This is a genomic window from Streptomyces avidinii (assembly GCF_045161815.1).
Lineage (GTDB): Bacteria > Actinomycetota > Actinomycetes > Streptomycetales > Streptomycetaceae > Streptomyces > Streptomyces avidinii.
Genome location: NZ_CP108863.1, coordinates 1,100,409 through 1,114,942, shown reverse-complemented (window position 1 = coordinate 1,114,942; position 14,534 = coordinate 1,100,409). Strand labels below are relative to the sequence as shown.

Below are 14,534 nucleotides of genomic sequence, written 5' to 3'. Positions count from 1 at the left end.
CGGCAGCCGTCCTGTCATCCGGCATTCCGGAATTCCCGTTCCGCCTCCCCGGCCGCCGCCGTGGCCCGCACCGCACGCACCGGGAGAGGTGCCCGGGCCGTCCCGTCCGGATCCCGGTGGCCGAGCCCGCGGCGACTCTCGGGCCGTCCGGTGGGCCGTACACTCGGCCCATGGGTCGCACACATTCCTCGAGGCAGTGCCTGCAGCAGGCCGCCTTCCGGATGCGCCCGGCCGCCGGGGTCACGACCGTCGTCGACCCGGCCGGAACGGCCCTCGCCGCGGCGCCCAAGACGCGCCGTACGGCCCTGCACGGCCACGGCTAGCGCTTCGCGCCTCCGTCTCCTCCGCTCCACATCACCACAGCAGCTTCCCGGCATGCCGCCGGCGCTGCCGCCTGGCTACGGCCGCACGCCCGGGCCCGAGCCCCCTCGAAGGGATCATTGTGAAGCTGAGCGCATTGCTGGCCGGGCAGGAGTACCACGTTCTCCAGGGTCATCCGGAGACGACGCTGATCACCGCGGGAACCACCTTCGACGCGGACCGGGTGATGCCGGGCTCGCTCTTCATCGCCGTACCCGGACACCGGGAAGGCGGCCCCGGTGCCGTCTCGCCCGCCCTGGCCCGGGGCGCCGCCGCCGTACTCGTGGACGGCGGTGAACCCGGCCTGCCGGCCGCGGCGTGGCCCCCGGGCACCTGCGCCGTTCGGGTACCCGATACGCGGACGGCCGCCGCGGTGGTGAGCTCCCGCTACTTCGGCGAGCCCGGGCGGCACATGGACATGGTGGCGATCACCGGTACCAACGGGAAGACCTCCGTCTCGTACATGGTCGAGTCCGTCCTGCGGATCGCCGAGGGCTCCAGCACGGGGGTGATCGGAACCGCCGGAAGCAGGATCGGCGACGAGCCGATCCCGATGCCGCCCTCGGTGCTGACCACGCCGGAATCTCCCGACCTGCAGTACCTGCTGGGGTGCATGCGTGACCGCGGGGTCGCCGGCGTGGTGCTCGAGGCCACCTCGATGGCGCTGCTGACGCACCGGGTCGACCGTACGTTCATCGACGTCGGGGTCTTCACCAACCTCACGCAGGACCATCTGGACGACCACGGGACGATGGCGGACTACCGGGACGCCAAGCTGCGGCTCTTCCAGGGCCTGTGCCGGCGTGCGGTGGTCAACGCCGACGACCCGGTGGGCGCGGGCATCGTGTCGATGATGCCGGGTGCGGTGACCACGTACGCCCTGGACCGCCCGGCCGACTACCGGGCCACCGACCTGGTGGTGACCGCCTCGGGTACGCGGTTCACCCTCCACCACGACGGACGCGCCTACCCGGCCTCGATCCCCGTCCCCGGCCGCTTCTCGGTGGCCAACGCACTGGCCACCGTGGCCGCCTGCCACGTGCTGGGGCACGAGCTGGGCCCCCTGGTCGACGCGCTCGACCGGATGCCGCCGGTCCCGGGCCGGATGGAACGCTTCCGGACCCCGCTGGGCACGTCGGTGATCGTGGACTACGCCCACTCGCCGGATTCCCTGGACAAGGTCCTGACCACCATCCGGGGCTTCGCCCGCGGCCGGGTGATCACGGTCTTCGGCTGCGGCGGGGACCGCGACACCACCAAACGGGCCGAGATGGGCCGGATCGCCGGGACCCATTCCGACCTCTGCGTCCTGACCTCGGACAACCCCCGCAACGAGGACCCCGAGGCCATCCTGGACCAGGTGTCCCGCGGCCTCACGGCGACCGGCACCCCCTTCCGGCGCTACGCCGACCGCCGCCGGGCGATCGCCTTCGCCCTGTCCGAGGCGGGCCCCGACGACACGGTCCTGATCGCCGGCAAGGGCAGCGAACCACACCAGATCGTCGGCGAAGAGCTGCTTCCCTTCAGCGATATGGCCACGGTGCGCGAGCTGGCCCAGATCTAGGTTGTCGACTTCCAGCCCTGCTCGTGGAGACGTTCGAAGCCGTCGAGGAGGAGGTCCAGCGCGAACTCGAACTCGAACGCGTCGTCGCAGCCCGGGCCGATGACGGAGCCCCGGTCGTGGGCCACCGACCGGGCCAGCTCGGTGACGTGGGGGTAGCGCCGGGCCATCTCCTCGTACGCGGCCGCCTGCGCCCGCTCGTCCTGCGGTGCGGTGCTCGCCGGGTCGTCGAACAGCTCCTCGGTGAAGCCCAGCACCCGGCTGCCGAGGGCGTGCATCACGTGGTGGGTGAGGTCGAGGGAGAAGCCGCCGGCCCGAAACATCGCGATCACGGAGTCCAGGTACGCGAGTACGGCCGGGGTCGGGCCGGTGCGTGAACGGATCACCTGGGCCGCCCAGGTGTGCGCGAGAAGGGCGCCGCGCGCGCCGAGGATCCGCCCGCGGACCGCGCTCTTCCAGTCGGATCCCGGGGCCCGGCCCCCGATCCCGGCGACGACGACCTCCACCATGCCGTCCAGCAACTCCTCCTTGTTGGCCACGTGCTTGTAGAGCGCCATCGGTACGACACCCAGCTCCTGGGCGAGTCGGCGCATGCTCAGCGCCTCGATGCCGGAGCCGTCGGCGAAGGCGACGGCGGCGCGCAGCACCCGGTCCCGGCTCAGGGGGGTCCGGCGTGGTTCCTGCGGCAACTCGGGCATGTGGGCTTCTCCCTCGATCCGTTCCCGGGGCGGCGGCGCGGGTGGTATCCCGCCTTGACGAGTGTACGGCGTACACCTAGGGTGGGCGGCAGCTGCCAGGTGTACGCCGTACACCTTTCAAGGGGGTCTGTTCCGCATGAGCTCAACCAGGAGAACCGCGGTCGTCGCGGGTGTGCTGTTCCTCGTCACCGAGGTCGCCGCGATCGGCGGCCTCGCGCTCTACCGTCCTGTCCTGCACGACGCCGGATACGTCATCGGTCCCGGCGCCGACACCCGGGTGTTCCTGGGGGCGTTGTTCGAGTTCGTACTCGTCCTGGCGGTCATGGGCACCGGGGCGGTGCTGTATCCCGTCCTGCGGAAGCGGAACGAGGGGGCCGCCGTCGGCTACGTCTGCGGCCGCCTGCTGGAGGCCGCCGTCATCGTCATCGGCACCATCGGCGTGCTGTCGGTCGTGACCCTCAGGAGGCAGGCCGAAGGGGCGGTCGGCGCCGACGACGCCTCCCTCGTCACGGCCGGCCGGGCGCTGGTGGCCTTCCACGACTGGACGTTCCTGTTCGGGCCGAACTTCGTACTGGGCGCCAACACCCTGGTGCTGGCCGCCCTGATGTACACCGCGCGTCTCGTGCCGCGGTACATCGCGGTCCTCGGACTGGTCGGCGGGGCGATGATCTGCGCCTCGGCGACGGCCGTGCTGTTCGGGATCTACGAGCAGGTCTCGGTGGCGGGGTCGCTGGCCGCCGTGCCCGTGTTCGCCTGGGAGCTGACGCTGGCCGTCCGGCTGCTCCGCAAGGGCTTCGACGAGGGCGCCGACGAAGGCGCCGGCACCTTCGCCGACGAACGCGCCGGCGAAGGTGTCCGCGTCGGGTGACCGTTCTCAGGACATCCGGGCCACGTTCCACAGCGGCAGGCTCCGGAAGAACTCCACCGCCTCCGCGCGCCAGTACGGTCCCCAGGACGCGGCCTCGGCGGAGGCCTCCTCCGCGTACCGCCGGATCTCCGCCTTGAGCCGCCGGTCCACGCCGGCGCCGCGGGCGATCTCCCTGATCCGGCCGAGGGTGGCCTCCGAGCAGCCGGGATCGCCGAGCGCGGCCTCGACGAGGGCCGCCTCGGCCCCGGTCACGGAGGTCAGGAGCGCGCGGACCGCGTAGGTGCGGCGGCCCGAGCGGATGTCGGACCCGGTGGACTTCGCCTCGTCCGCCGGGTCGTCGCCGAACGGGCCGAAGAGGTCGAGGAAGTCGTCGCGCATCTGCTCGCCGATGCCCACCAGCCTCGCGTACCGGTGCAGTCGGGCACGGTGCGGTGCCGGGTCCCCGCCCGCGGCCAGCAGCCCCATCGTCAGCGGCGCGAGGATCGAGTAGCGCGCGCTCTTGAAGTCCGTGACGGTGTGCAGGAACTCCTCGTCGGGCAGCGCGTGCGAGTCCCGCTCCAGGTCGGCGAGCTGCCCGGCCACCGTCTCCGCCGCCGTGCGTGTGTGTACGGCGAGCAGCGCCTGGCGCAGCTCGGCGGGAGCCTCGGCCTCCAGCAGGACCTGGGTGGACAGGAACGCGGCGAGGTCCCCGGCGAGTATCGCGAGCCCGAGGGCGGTTGCGCCGTGGTCGGGGAACTCCCGGCGGTAGGCGTAGTACGTCGAGGGCCCGCCACGGCGCAGCGGCGCGTCGTCGATGATGTCGTCGTGGACGAGCCCGTGCGTCTGGAGCAGTTCGATGCTCAGCGCCGCCTCCGCGAGCCCCGGCACCTCGTCGGTGGTGACCAGCCGGGCCGCTTCGTACAGCAGGACGACCCGCAGCCGCTTGCCGCCGCGCATCGAGAACTCCCGCAGGAGCTCCAGGCAGCGGGGAACGTACCGGCTCGGCACCGGGACGTCGAAGCGCTCGCCGAGGCCGTCGAAGTACTGCTCGAAGCGGGAGTCGAAGCGCGTCCGGTGCAGGGCGGCGCGTTCGAGGGCGGCGGTGACGTTGGCATGCATGAAGATCAGTATCCCTACGGCTCCCGGCGGCGGAGCATCGCGAGGTGACCGGCAGGGTCGCACAATGGAGGCCGGTGAGCGGGAGGGGTGCGGCATGGCGGACGAGCAGGCCTCGGTGCGGGTGGAGCGGGACGGCCCCGTGTACACGGTGATCCTGAGCAGGCCGGGGGCGTGCAATGCCGTGGACGGTCCGACGGCCGGGCGACTGGCCGAGGCGTTCCGGGCGTTCGAGGAGGACGACGACGCCGCCGTCGCCGTGCTCTGGGGCGAGGGCGGCACGTTCTGTGCGGGAGCCGACCTCAAGGCCATCGGCACCGAGCGCGGCAACCGGGTCCTCGCCACCGGCGACGGGCCCATGGGGCCGACCCGGATGCGGCTGAGCAAGCCGGTGATCGCGGCCGTTGCGGGGCACGCGGTGGCCGGCGGCCTGGAACTGGCGCTCTGGTGCGATCTGCGCGTGGCCGAGGAGGACGCGGTGTTCGGCGTGTTCTGCCGCCGCTGGGGCGTCCCGCTGATCGACGGCGGTACGGTCCGGCTGCCCCGCCTGATCGGCGAGAGCCGCGCCATGGACCTGATCCTGACGGGGCGTCCGGTCGGCGCGACCGAGGCCTACGGGATCGGACTGGCCAACCGGCTGGTCCCCACGGGCCGGTCGAGGGCGGCGGCGGAGGAACTCGCCCGCGAGATCGCCGGGTTCCCGCAGATCTGCCTGCGCCACGACCGGTTGTCCGTCCTGGAGCAGCACGGTCTGCCCGAGGCGCAGGCGCTGGAGGGGGAGTACCGGCACGGCCTGGTGCCGCTGGAGGCGGGCGAAACGCAGGCGGGCGCGGGCCGGTTCGCCTCCGGTGCGGGTCGGCACGGCGTGTTCGGGCAGTGACCGGCCGGCCGCGGCGTCATCCGTAGCCGCCCCACGGCTGCCCCGCAGAGCGCCCGGAGTGTGACCCGGATCACCGTCCGGGGAAAACCTGCTGCCCCGGCCGCGCGTCTAGCAGGTGTGAAACGGGTTGGGGCGGCAGCGCCGCAGGAACTGGACGAGGAACGTCTCCTACGACGGGTGGCCCGGGGAGACCGGGCCGCCTTCGAGGAGCTGTACCGGCGCACGTCGCCGTGGCTGGCGGTGCGGCTGCGCCGCCGCTGCGCCGACCAGCAGATCGTCGCCGAGGTCATGCAGGAGACGTACCTCGCGGTGTGGCGGGCCGCCGGCTCCTTCGCCGGGAGCGGGAGCGGGACCGGCGGAACAGCCGTCGGCTGGCTGTGGACCATAGCGGCCCGCCGCCTCGTCGACGCGTTCCGGCGCAGGGCCCACCACGCGGAACCGCCGCCCGCCGCGGCCCCCTACGCCGTCGCGCCCGCGGCCGAGGAGGAGGCGCTGGTCGCCACCGTCGGCGGTGACGTCGGGGACGCGCTGCGGCGCCTCGCGCCGGAGCTCAGGGACGTACTGCAGGCCATGGTGCTCGACGGACTCTCCGTCCGCGAGACCGCGGTTCTGCTCGGACTGCCGGAAGGAACGGTCAAGACCCGCGCCCGCCGGGCCCGGACGGCTATGCGGGAGGCGCTGGCATGAACGTGGAACACGCGTCGGCACGGCTGATCGACGGGTACGCGCGCGGCGGGACGGATCTCGCCGCCGACGAGCTGTGGGCCCTGGAGGACCATCTGGAAGGCTGCCGGGTCTGCCGTGACCGGCTCTCGGACGCCGTCACGGCCGGGGCGCCCGCCGTGGCCGCCCTGACCGAGGCCGTCTGGTCCGACCTCCGACACGACATCGCCGCGGCCACCCCGGCGCCGCCGCGCCGGCTGCGCGCACGGCTGTCGGCCTGGACGACGCCCGCCATGACGCCGTGGCTCGCCATGGTGCTGGCCGTCACCCTGCTCGCCCTGCTGCTCGACGTGACGGGGCCCGGCTCCGGTGCCGGCTCCGCTGTCGGCTCCGGCCAGGTGTCCCTGATGCTGCTGCTCGCCCCGGTCCTGCCCGTGTGCGGAGTGGCGGCCTCCTGGTCGCGCGGCCTGGACCCGGCGTACGAGCTGACGTCCTCCACCCCGAGGGCGGGTCTGCAACTCGTGCTGCGGCGCACGGCCTCCGTACTCGCCGTCGTGATCCCCACGCTGCTGGCGGGGGGATGGGCGACGGGGGTGACGGCCGCTCAGTGGCTGCTGCCCTGCCTGGCCTTCACCTCGGTGACCCTGGCGCTCGGCGGGATCATCGGCGTGAGCCGCGCCGCCGCCGTGCTGGTGGCCGTGTGGGCGGCGGTGGTCGTGGCGCCGACCCTGGCCACCAGCCGTACGGCCGTCGCCCTCGGGACGGACGGCATGCCCGTGTGGGGGCTGGTCCTCGCGCTCGGCGTCACCGTCGTGATCGTCCGCAGGAGCGCCTACACCACGCCGGGAGCCCACCGTTGACCCCTCCGAGGACAAGGAACCGCATGAAGCCCACAGTCAGCAGGGCCGACCTCGCACCCACGGCCTACGCCTGGCAGATCCGGGCGACCGGACTGAAGGTCAGGGCCGGCAGGAAGCGGATGGCCGTCGACGGGCTCGACCTGTCGCTGGGCACCGGAGTGCACGGTCTGCTCGGGCCCAACGGCGCGGGCAAGACCACTCTGATCCGGGCGCTGGCCACCGTGCTGCGTCCCGCCGGAGGCGAGCTGGAACTGCTCGGCGAAGCCGTCGGCGGACTCGGTGAGCACCGCGCGCTGCGCCGCCGGATCGGCTACCTGCCGCAGGAATTCGGCTACTACAAGCGCTTCACCGTACGGGAGTTCGTCGAGTACATGGCATGGCTGAAGGAGGTCCCCACGGCCGACATCCCCGGCGCGGTGCAGCGCGCCGTGGAGCGGGTCGGCCTCGCCGACCGGGCCGACGAGCGGATGAAGGCCCTCTCCGGCGGGATGGTGCGGCGGGCCGGCATCGCCCAGGCCATCGTCAACGATCCGGCGATCCTGCTCCTGGACGAACCGACGGTCGGCCTGGACCCGGCACAACGCCTGCGCCTGCGCGAACTGCTCCAGGAACTGGGCACCGACAGCTGTGTGGTCGTCTCCACCCACCTGGTGGAGGACGTCGCCGCAGCCTGCACCGATGTCGTGCTCTTCGCCGAGGGACGGCTGGTCTTCCAGGGCACCCCGGGCGAGCTGGCCGCGGCCGGCGGCCCGGAACACGAGGGCGACAGCCCCCTGGAACGCGGCTACTCGGCGCTGCTGGTCGACCCCGCACGGACGAGGGGCGCCTGGTGAACCTCCGTATCCTGGGCATCGAGCTGAGGCGGTCCGTCGCCCCCTGGGCCGGCATCGTCTTCCTGGCGACCGCACTCGCCTTCCTGTACCTCGTTCCCGGACCGTGGTGGACGGGCACCGCGCTGTGGACGGCCCAGTGGACCTCCATGGCCCTGTGGACCCGGTACCCGCTGGTCTTCCTGTGGCCGCTCGCCGTGGGACTCGGGGCGCTCCAGGGCCTGCGCGACCACCGCTCGAAGATGTCCGAGCTGCTGATCAGCACCCCGCGGCCGGCCCGGCACCGCGCCGCCGCCCTCGCGGCTACGACGGCCTTCGCCCTGGTGTCGTCCTTCGCACTCCTGGTCCTGCTGGGCGCGGTGCGGGTGCTCGCCGGCGACGCCACGTACACCCACCTCGGCTGGCTGCCCATCTCCCTGGTGGGGGCGCTCGCGCTGACCGCGGGGGCCGTCCTCGGCATGGGGATCGGGCGGACGGTGCCCTCCGCCCTCACCCCACCCGCGCTGGCCGTGGGCGCCTTCCTGCTCACCAACCTCCTGCGGCAGACCTCGGACACCGCGACGCCGGCCGCAGCCGTGCCGAACCGCCTCTCGCTGCTGTCACCGGCGGTGGCGGAGGCGCGCGAATCGCTGCTCACGCTCTCCGCCCCCGTGCACCTCGGGCAGACGATCTGGCTGCTCGGCATGGCCGTGACGGGCTTCGTGCTGCTGGCCGCGGCCACCCCGCGCGCCCGGCTGCTCGCCCTCACCCCCCTGCTGGCGGGCGCGGCCGTCGCCCTGCTCCAGTTCCCGGCCGACCCCCGCGCCACGTACGTCGTCGACCGGGAGGCTGCGAGGCTCGTGTGCGAGGGTCCGGTGTGCGTGACGACGGCCCGGCGGGCGCGGATGGAGACCCTGGAGGGTCCCGGCGCGCAGGCGCTGCGCCTGCTGCACGGGGTACTGGGCGACCGGGCGCCCGCCGGCCTCCGCGAGACCACCGTCCCGCGGGCGCTCGGCGACCCGCCGCAGCGGTCGCGCGAGTACGTGCTCGTCGACTTCGACGACGCGGTGATCGGCGACGCCGAGGGCGAGGAACTGACCCGGGCCCTGGTCGGCCAGGGCATCGCCCCGCTGTGCCGCCCCCGCAGCGACACCGAGAGCGGCACGCTGGAGGAGGCCGCCGCCCAGAGCATCGCGGCCGCCTGGGTCCTCGGGGAGCTCCGGCCGCTCGAACGGACCATGCACGACACGAGCCAGCAGGCCGCCGTGGCCGACCCCGTGTGGAAGAAGTTCATGGCGCTTCCCAGGGCGGAGCAGCAGCAGGGGATCAACGCCCTGCACGCCGCTGCCGTCTCCTGCACGGGCGACCCGCTCGGCGCGCTGACCGGCGAGGCCTCCCGGTGAGATGGCTGACGCTGTACGCCCGCTCGCGGCGGGTCCCCGCCTCGTTCGCCGCGGTGCTGATCAGCGCGGTGGCCGTGGGGGCACTCGCCCGGATCGGGGGCGGGCCGTTGGATCCCCGGCTGTCCACGCTCGCCCTCGCCGCGGGCGCGACGGCGCTCGCGGTCGGACTCGGCGGGCAGGACCTCGCGCTGGACCGCACGGCCGCGATCCGCTGGATACCCCGCAGGGCGGTGCACGTGCTGCTCTGCGGGGTGCTGATCGGCGGGGTGCTGCTGGCGGTGCAGACGATGGGTGGGCAGCCGGCCTCCACCGCATTCGTCGTGCGCAACAGCGCGGGGCTGATGGGGCTGGTCGCCCTGGGAGCGGCCTGGTGCGGGGGGCCGTACGCATGGATCCCGCCGTTCGCGTCGCTCTCGCTCTCCTTCGTCGTCCCGCTCGCTCCCGACCCGGCTACGCAGGTGCTGACCTGGATGCTGCTCCCGCCCGGCACGACGGCCGGCGCCTGGACGGCTCTGGTCCTGGCCCTCGCGGGTACCACGGCCTACGCGGTCGCGGGCCCGAGGCGCTAGGCCGTCTCTTCCGGATCTTGCCGGGCCCGCGCTGCCCGGCACCGCACCTCGCCGCACTGCCGGGGCAACCGAGTACGTCCAGTACACGGCAGCCCCGGCAGCACGCCGAGGCACGGCACCGGACGACGCGGACCTGACCGACAAGATCCGAAAGAGACGACCTAGGCCGGTGGGCGGCCGGGTTCCCGGGCCGGGCGGGGTGTGGTGCCTGCCACAGCCCGGCCCGGGAACCCGGCCGCCCACGGCCCCGACTCCTGGTGCGCAACGGCTGCCGGCCCAAGTCATCGGAAGGGACCATCGGATGAATCGCAGGAACGTGCTCCGCGCCCCGGTCGTGGTGGGGGCCGCGGCCACCCTGGCGGGTGTGTCCGGGGTGGCCGCCGCGGCGGAACCCCGGTCCGCCGGGAAGCCGGCGGGGCCGTTGCGCGTGCACGTCGTGATGTACGAAGGGGTGGAGGAGCTCGACTTCGCCGCGCCCTACGAGGTGTTCTGCGCGGCCCGCTTCTTCACGGACCGGGAGGTCGAGGTCCGCTACGTCACGGCCGGTGGTCCGGGTACCGTACGCGCCGCCTACGGCACGAGGGTGGCTGTCGACGGCGCCTGGGATCCGCGCACGGCCGACGTCCTCCTGGTACCCGGCGGAGGTTACGCGCGCCCCGACGCTCCCGGGGTCCGGGCCGAGATCCGCAGCGGCGTTCTGCCCCGGAAGCTGGCCGCGGCGGTACGCCCCGGCCTCACCATCGGCGCGGTCTGCACGGGCACCATGCTGCTGGCCGCCGCCGGGCTGGCCACGAACCGGCCCTGCACCACCCACCACAGGGCCCGCCCGGACCTGGAGAAGCAGGGCGGGCTCCTGAAGAACGCCCGGGTGGTCGACGACGGCGACCTCGTCACCGCGGGCGGCATCACATCGGGGCTGGACCTCGCGCTGTGGCTCGTACGCCGCGAACTGGGCGCCGACGCGGCGACGGGCGTGGAGGCCATGCTCGAGTACGAGGCCCGCGGCACGGTGTGGACCCCGCCCCCGGTTCCACGGCGGTAGCGGTAGCGGTACCGGCAGTCGCAGGTCAGCGGTGGAGGCGCAGGGTCCAGTCCTCGGGGACCCGGTCGGCCGGGCCCGGGGACGGCTGGTCCGCCGGGCGGTCGCTCGGCGGTGTCAGCCGGGGGCCGGAGTCGTACAGGGCGTCGGTGTCGTAGTTCCAGAACCACTCCTCGCCCGGCTCGAAGCTCTGCACCAGCGGGTGGCCGGTGGACTTCCAGTGGGCGGTGGCGTGCTGGGCGGGGGAGGAGTCGCAGCAGCCGATGTGGCCGCACTGGGCGCAGCGCCGCAGGTGGAACCACCAGCCGCCGAGCTCGTCGCACTCGACGCAGCCGGTGCCGGTGGGCGGGGCGCTCGGGTCGATACCGTTCATGTCGGTCATGCGGGCTCCTCGGCGGTGGCGGTCGCGGCAGTCTCGGTTGCCGCGGTCTCGGTTGCGGGGTCCGGGGCGGTCAGCGGCAGCAGCACCTGGAAGCGGGTGTCGCCCGGGGCGGACTCGACCTGGAGGCTGCCGTGGTGCTTGTTGACGACGATCCGCCAGGAGATGTCGAGGCCGAGCCCGGTGCCCTCGCCGACCGGCTTGGTGGTGAAGAAGGGGTCGAAGATGCGGCTGCGGATGTCCGCCGGGATACCGGGTCCGCTGTCTCGGAACTCGACCAGCAGACGGTCGCCCTCCCGCGCCGTGCGGACCGTCAGCGTGCCCTCGCCGCCCGTGCTCCCGATGGCGAAGACGGCGTTGTCGATGAGGTTGGTCCACACCTGGTTGAGCTCCGCCGGGTAGGCGGGCACGTCGGGCAGGGAGCGGTCGTAGTCCTTGACCACCCGCACCCGGGAGCCGATCTTGCCGGACAGCATCAGCAGGGTGCTGTCGAGGAGTTCGTGGACGTCGACGACCCGGTACGGGGCGCGGTCGAGCTGCGAGTACTGCTTGGCCGCGTCCACGAGGTGGGAGATGCGGGTGGTGGAATCGTCGATCTCGTCCATCAGCAGCTCGGTCTCGACCGTGTAGTTGAGCCAGCCGATCGCCGACGGCAGGATCTCCTCGGCCACGGTCGCCGCGACCTGGTCCAGCCAGTCCGTGTCCAGTCCGGCCTGCACGAAGGCCGGCGCGATCCGCCAGCCCTCCGCGATGTCGTGGTCGTCGAGCCAGTCGGCGAGCTCGTCCTCCCGGTCGGAGGCCTCCAGGGGGCTGAGCGCCGTCGCCTTCGCGACGCGTTCGACGGTGCGCTCCTGGATCTCGATGAGGTCGGCGATCACCTCGCGCGAGTACTGGCCCTGGGAGATGTGGGCCAGCTTGTGGCGCATCTTGCCGACCCGTTCGCGCAACGTCGCCGTGGCCCGGACGGCCGCGGCCGCCGGGTTGTTGAGCTCGTGGGTGAGACCGGCGGACAGCGATCCGAGCGCCAGCAGCCGTTCACGCTGCCCGATCGCCCGCTGGGTGTTCTTGGAGCCGAAGAACAGCCCTTCCAGCAGGTGCGCCGCCATCGGGAACCACTCCTGCATGATGTCCGCGAACGACTGCGCGGGCAGCACGAAGAACCGCGTCGGCTCGGTGACCCGCATCGAGTTGGTGTACGTCTGCGGCACCTGGTCGCCGAGGTACGCCTGCATGGCTCCCGCGTACACGCCGCGCTGCGAGGTGCGGCTCACCTCGACGTCGTCGCCGCCGACCCGGCGGAACAGCACGACGGTGCCCTCGATCATCACGTAGAAGCAGGTGGCCGGGGAGCCCTCGGTGTACACGGGGCCGGCGTCGAACCGCTCCACCCGCCCCTCGGCGCACAGCCGTCCGAGCTGCTCCGGGGTGAGCTTCTCGAACAGGAACAGTGAGGCGATCTCCTGCGGGCTGCACGGCATGACCTGTGCGCTCATGACTGCTCCAGATACCGGTGGACGAGCATCACGGCCATGGCTCCCTCGCCGACGGCGGACGCGACGCGCTTCGCGGACTGGGCGCGCGCGTCGCCCGCCACGAACACGCCGGGAATGTTGGTTTCCAGGTGGTAGGGCGGCCGGTCCAGTTCCCACTCGGCCGGCGGCCGACCGTCCGGGGTGAGGTCCGGTCCGGCCAGGATGAAGCCGTGCCGGTCGCGCAGCACCGTCCCGTCCAGCCAGTCGGTCAGCGGAGCGGCGCCGATGAAGACGAACATCCACTGAGCGTCGACGAGTTCGGTGGCACCGCTGTCCACGTCCCGCAGCGTCAGCTGCTCCAGGTGACCGTCGCCGTGCGCGGCCTCGACGACCGTCCGGGTGCGCACCGTGATGTTCGGCATCTCCTGGATCTGCTGGATCAGGTAGTACGACATCGACGAGGCCAGGGACTCGCCGCGCACCAGCAGCGTCACCGACTTGGCGCCCCGCGCCAGGTACATCGCCGCCTGCCCGGCCGAGTTGGCACCGCCCACGATGTAGACGTCCTGGCCCTGGCAGGAGGCCGCCTCGGTGAGGGAGGAGCCGTAGTACACCCCGCAGCCGGTCAACTGGTCGCAGCCCGGAGCGTGGAGCTGCCGGTACGACACACCCGTCGCCAGGATGACGCTGTGGGCGGCGATGGTCGAGCCGTCCGAGAAGTGGACGACGCGGGCCGCGCCGTTGACCTCCAGCCCCGTGACCTCGCGCGCCGTGAGGATCTCGGCGCCGAACCGGCCGGCCTGGCGGCGGGCGCGGTCCGTGAGCTGGGCGCCCGACACGCCGTCCGGGAAGCCGAGGTAGTTCTCGATGCGGGAGCTCTGGCCGGCCTGACCGCCGGTCGCCGACCGCTCGACCAGTACGGTGCGCAGCCCCTCCGAGGCCCCGTACACCGCCGAGCCGAGCCCGGCCGGGCCGCCGCCGATGACCACGAGGTCGTAGAACTCGGCCGTCGGCGTCGTCGCGAGCCCCACGTGGGCGGCCAGCTCGGGCGCCTCCGGCTCGATCAGCGCGGTGCCCTCCGGCGTGACCACCAGGGGCAGCCGCTGCCCGTCCGCCCCGGCCGCCTCCAGCAGGCGCTGCCCCTCCGGCTCGTCGGAGGAGTACCAGCGGTACGGCACCTGGTTGCGGGCCAGGAACTCCCGTACGTCCGAGGAGCGCGCCGACCAGCGGTGCCCGACCACCTTGGTCGCGGGCACCGGCCGGTAGTCGCTGGTGCGCCAGGCCGTGATCAGGTCGTCCAGGACCGGGTAGAGCTTCTCCTCCGGCGGGTCCCAGGGCTTGAGCAGGTAGTGGTCGAGGTCGACGACGTTGATCGCGTCGATGGCCGCGTTGGTGTCGGCGTAGGCGGTCAGCAGCACGCGCCGCGCACCCGGGTACACCTGGAGGGCCTGTTCGAGGAACTCGATGCCGTTCATCTGCGGCATGCGGTAGTCGGCCAGGATCACCGCCACCAGGTCGCCCCGCAGCTTCAGCTCGCGCAGCGCCTCCATCGCGGAGTCGCCGGACTCGGCGCGCACGATCCGGTACTCGGCCCCGTAGCGGCGCCGCAGGTCACGGGCGATGGCCCGGGAGACCCCCGGGTCGTCGTCCACGGTCAGGATGACGGTCCGCGCTGTGTCGGCGGCCTGTGCCATACGTCGTCTCCACCCCGAGTGCTCTGGGCGGGCGGCACGGCGAGCCGCCCGGCGCCGGTTCCCGCCCATCGTATGGTCGATCCTGCGGGAGCGCTCCGGGACGGCGCGGGTGGTGCGCTCCCGGTACACACCCGGTCGCTCCTGGTCAACAGCCTGCGGCGGCCTGCCTCGGGCCGGGCAGGGG

Annotated in this window: 15 protein-coding genes; 10 read left to right on the top strand and 5 right to left on the bottom strand. The window is 73.2% G+C overall.

The window, feature by feature from the left end:
* The first annotated feature begins 170 nt into the window (after nt 1–170).
* Together OG373_RS05105 and OG373_RS05100 are read left to right on the top strand one after the other, a co-directional pair.
* The gene (locus OG373_RS05105; protein WP_405436182.1) at nt 171–323 is read left to right on the top strand and encodes a hypothetical protein; all 153 of its coding nucleotides are present in this window, start codon (nt 171–173) and stop codon (nt 321–323) included.
* 119 nt (nt 324–442) lie between these two features.
* Nucleotides 443–1,924, top strand: a complete 1,482-nt coding sequence (locus tag OG373_RS05100) for a UDP-N-acetylmuramoyl-L-alanyl-D-glutamate--2,6-diaminopimelate ligase (protein ID WP_405436180.1) — start codon at nt 443–445, stop codon at nt 1,922–1,924.
* Here the strand turns inward: OG373_RS05100 and OG373_RS05095 are convergent.
* Complete coding sequence (locus OG373_RS05095) at nt 1,921–2,619, bottom strand: TetR/AcrR family transcriptional regulator C-terminal domain-containing protein (protein WP_405436178.1); 699 nt, start codon at nt 2,617–2,619, stop codon at nt 1,921–1,923. The two genes, OG373_RS05100 and OG373_RS05095, sit on opposite strands and share 4 nt — an antisense overlap.
* Before the next feature lie 136 nt (nt 2,620–2,755).
* On the opposite strand from OG373_RS05095, the gene OG373_RS05090 reads away from it, so the two are divergent.
* A complete protein-coding gene (locus OG373_RS05090) occupies nt 2,756–3,487 on the top strand; it encodes a DUF4386 domain-containing protein (protein WP_405436176.1) in 732 nt (243 codons plus the stop codon).
* Nucleotides 3,488–3,493: 6 nt separating this feature from the next.
* Here the strand turns inward: OG373_RS05090 and OG373_RS05085 are convergent, their stop codons facing one another.
* Complete coding sequence (locus OG373_RS05085; protein ID WP_405436174.1) at nt 3,494–4,585, bottom strand: polyprenyl synthetase family protein; 1,092 nt, start codon at nt 4,583–4,585, stop codon at nt 3,494–3,496.
* Between the two features lie 94 nt (nt 4,586–4,679).
* Here OG373_RS05085 and OG373_RS05080 point away from each other — a divergent pair, with 94 nt between their 5' ends.
* From OG373_RS05080 to OG373_RS05050, 7 genes are all read left to right on the top strand, one after another.
* Nucleotides 4,680–5,462 carry a crotonase/enoyl-CoA hydratase family protein gene (locus tag OG373_RS05080; RefSeq protein ID WP_405436173.1) on the top strand — a complete coding sequence of 261 codons (783 nt, stop codon included), beginning with the start codon at nt 4,680–4,682 and terminating at the stop codon, nt 5,460–5,462.
* A gap of 177 nt (nt 5,463–5,639) precedes the next feature.
* On the top strand, nt 5,640–6,149 hold the full coding sequence (locus tag OG373_RS05075; protein ID WP_405436171.1) for an RNA polymerase sigma factor: 510 nt from the start codon (nt 5,640–5,642) through the stop codon (nt 6,147–6,149).
* Entirely contained in the window at nt 6,146–6,985 is an 840-nt protein-coding gene (locus OG373_RS05070) for a zf-HC2 domain-containing protein (protein WP_405436169.1), read from the top strand. The genes OG373_RS05075 and OG373_RS05070 overlap by 4 nt, the downstream gene beginning before the upstream one ends.
* A 23-nt stretch (nt 6,986–7,008) precedes the next feature.
* Nucleotides 7,009–7,818: an ATP-binding cassette domain-containing protein gene (locus tag OG373_RS05065; protein ID WP_405436167.1), complete on the top strand. Its 810-nt coding sequence runs from the start codon at nt 7,009–7,011 to the stop codon at nt 7,816–7,818.
* Entirely contained in the window at nt 7,815–9,197 is a 1,383-nt protein-coding gene (locus OG373_RS05060) for a hypothetical protein (RefSeq protein ID WP_405436165.1), read from the top strand. Before OG373_RS05065 ends, OG373_RS05060 begins: the two co-directional genes overlap by 4 nt.
* Nucleotides 9,194–9,766 carry a hypothetical protein gene (locus OG373_RS05055; RefSeq protein ID WP_405436163.1) on the top strand — a complete coding sequence of 191 codons (573 nt, stop codon included), beginning with the start codon at nt 9,194–9,196 and terminating at the stop codon, nt 9,764–9,766. The genes OG373_RS05060 and OG373_RS05055 overlap by 4 nt, the downstream gene beginning before the upstream one ends.
* Nucleotides 9,767–10,067: 301 nt before the next feature.
* The gene (locus tag OG373_RS05050) at nt 10,068–10,808 is read left to right on the top strand and encodes a DJ-1/PfpI family protein (RefSeq protein WP_405436162.1); all 741 of its coding nucleotides are present in this window, start codon (nt 10,068–10,070) and stop codon (nt 10,806–10,808) included.
* Between the two features lie 25 nt (nt 10,809–10,833).
* Here the strand turns inward: OG373_RS05050 and OG373_RS05045 are convergent, their stop codons facing one another.
* The 3 genes from OG373_RS05045 to OG373_RS05035 are packed head-to-tail and all read right to left on the bottom strand — an operon-like array spanning nt 10,834 to nt 14,350.
* Complete coding sequence (locus tag OG373_RS05045) at nt 10,834–11,187, bottom strand: UBP-type zinc finger domain-containing protein (RefSeq protein ID WP_405436160.1); 354 nt, start codon at nt 11,185–11,187, stop codon at nt 10,834–10,836.
* Nucleotides 11,184–12,677 (bottom strand): ATP-binding protein, encoded by a 1,494-nt coding sequence (locus OG373_RS05040; RefSeq protein WP_405436158.1) that lies wholly within the window; start codon nt 12,675–12,677, stop codon nt 11,184–11,186. Before OG373_RS05040 ends, OG373_RS05045 begins: the two co-directional genes overlap by 4 nt.
* Nucleotides 12,674–14,350 (bottom strand): FAD-dependent oxidoreductase, encoded by a 1,677-nt coding sequence (locus OG373_RS05035; protein WP_405436156.1) that lies wholly within the window; start codon nt 14,348–14,350, stop codon nt 12,674–12,676. The genes OG373_RS05040 and OG373_RS05035 overlap by 4 nt, the downstream gene beginning before the upstream one ends.
* Nucleotides 14,351–14,534 lie beyond the last annotated feature (184 nt).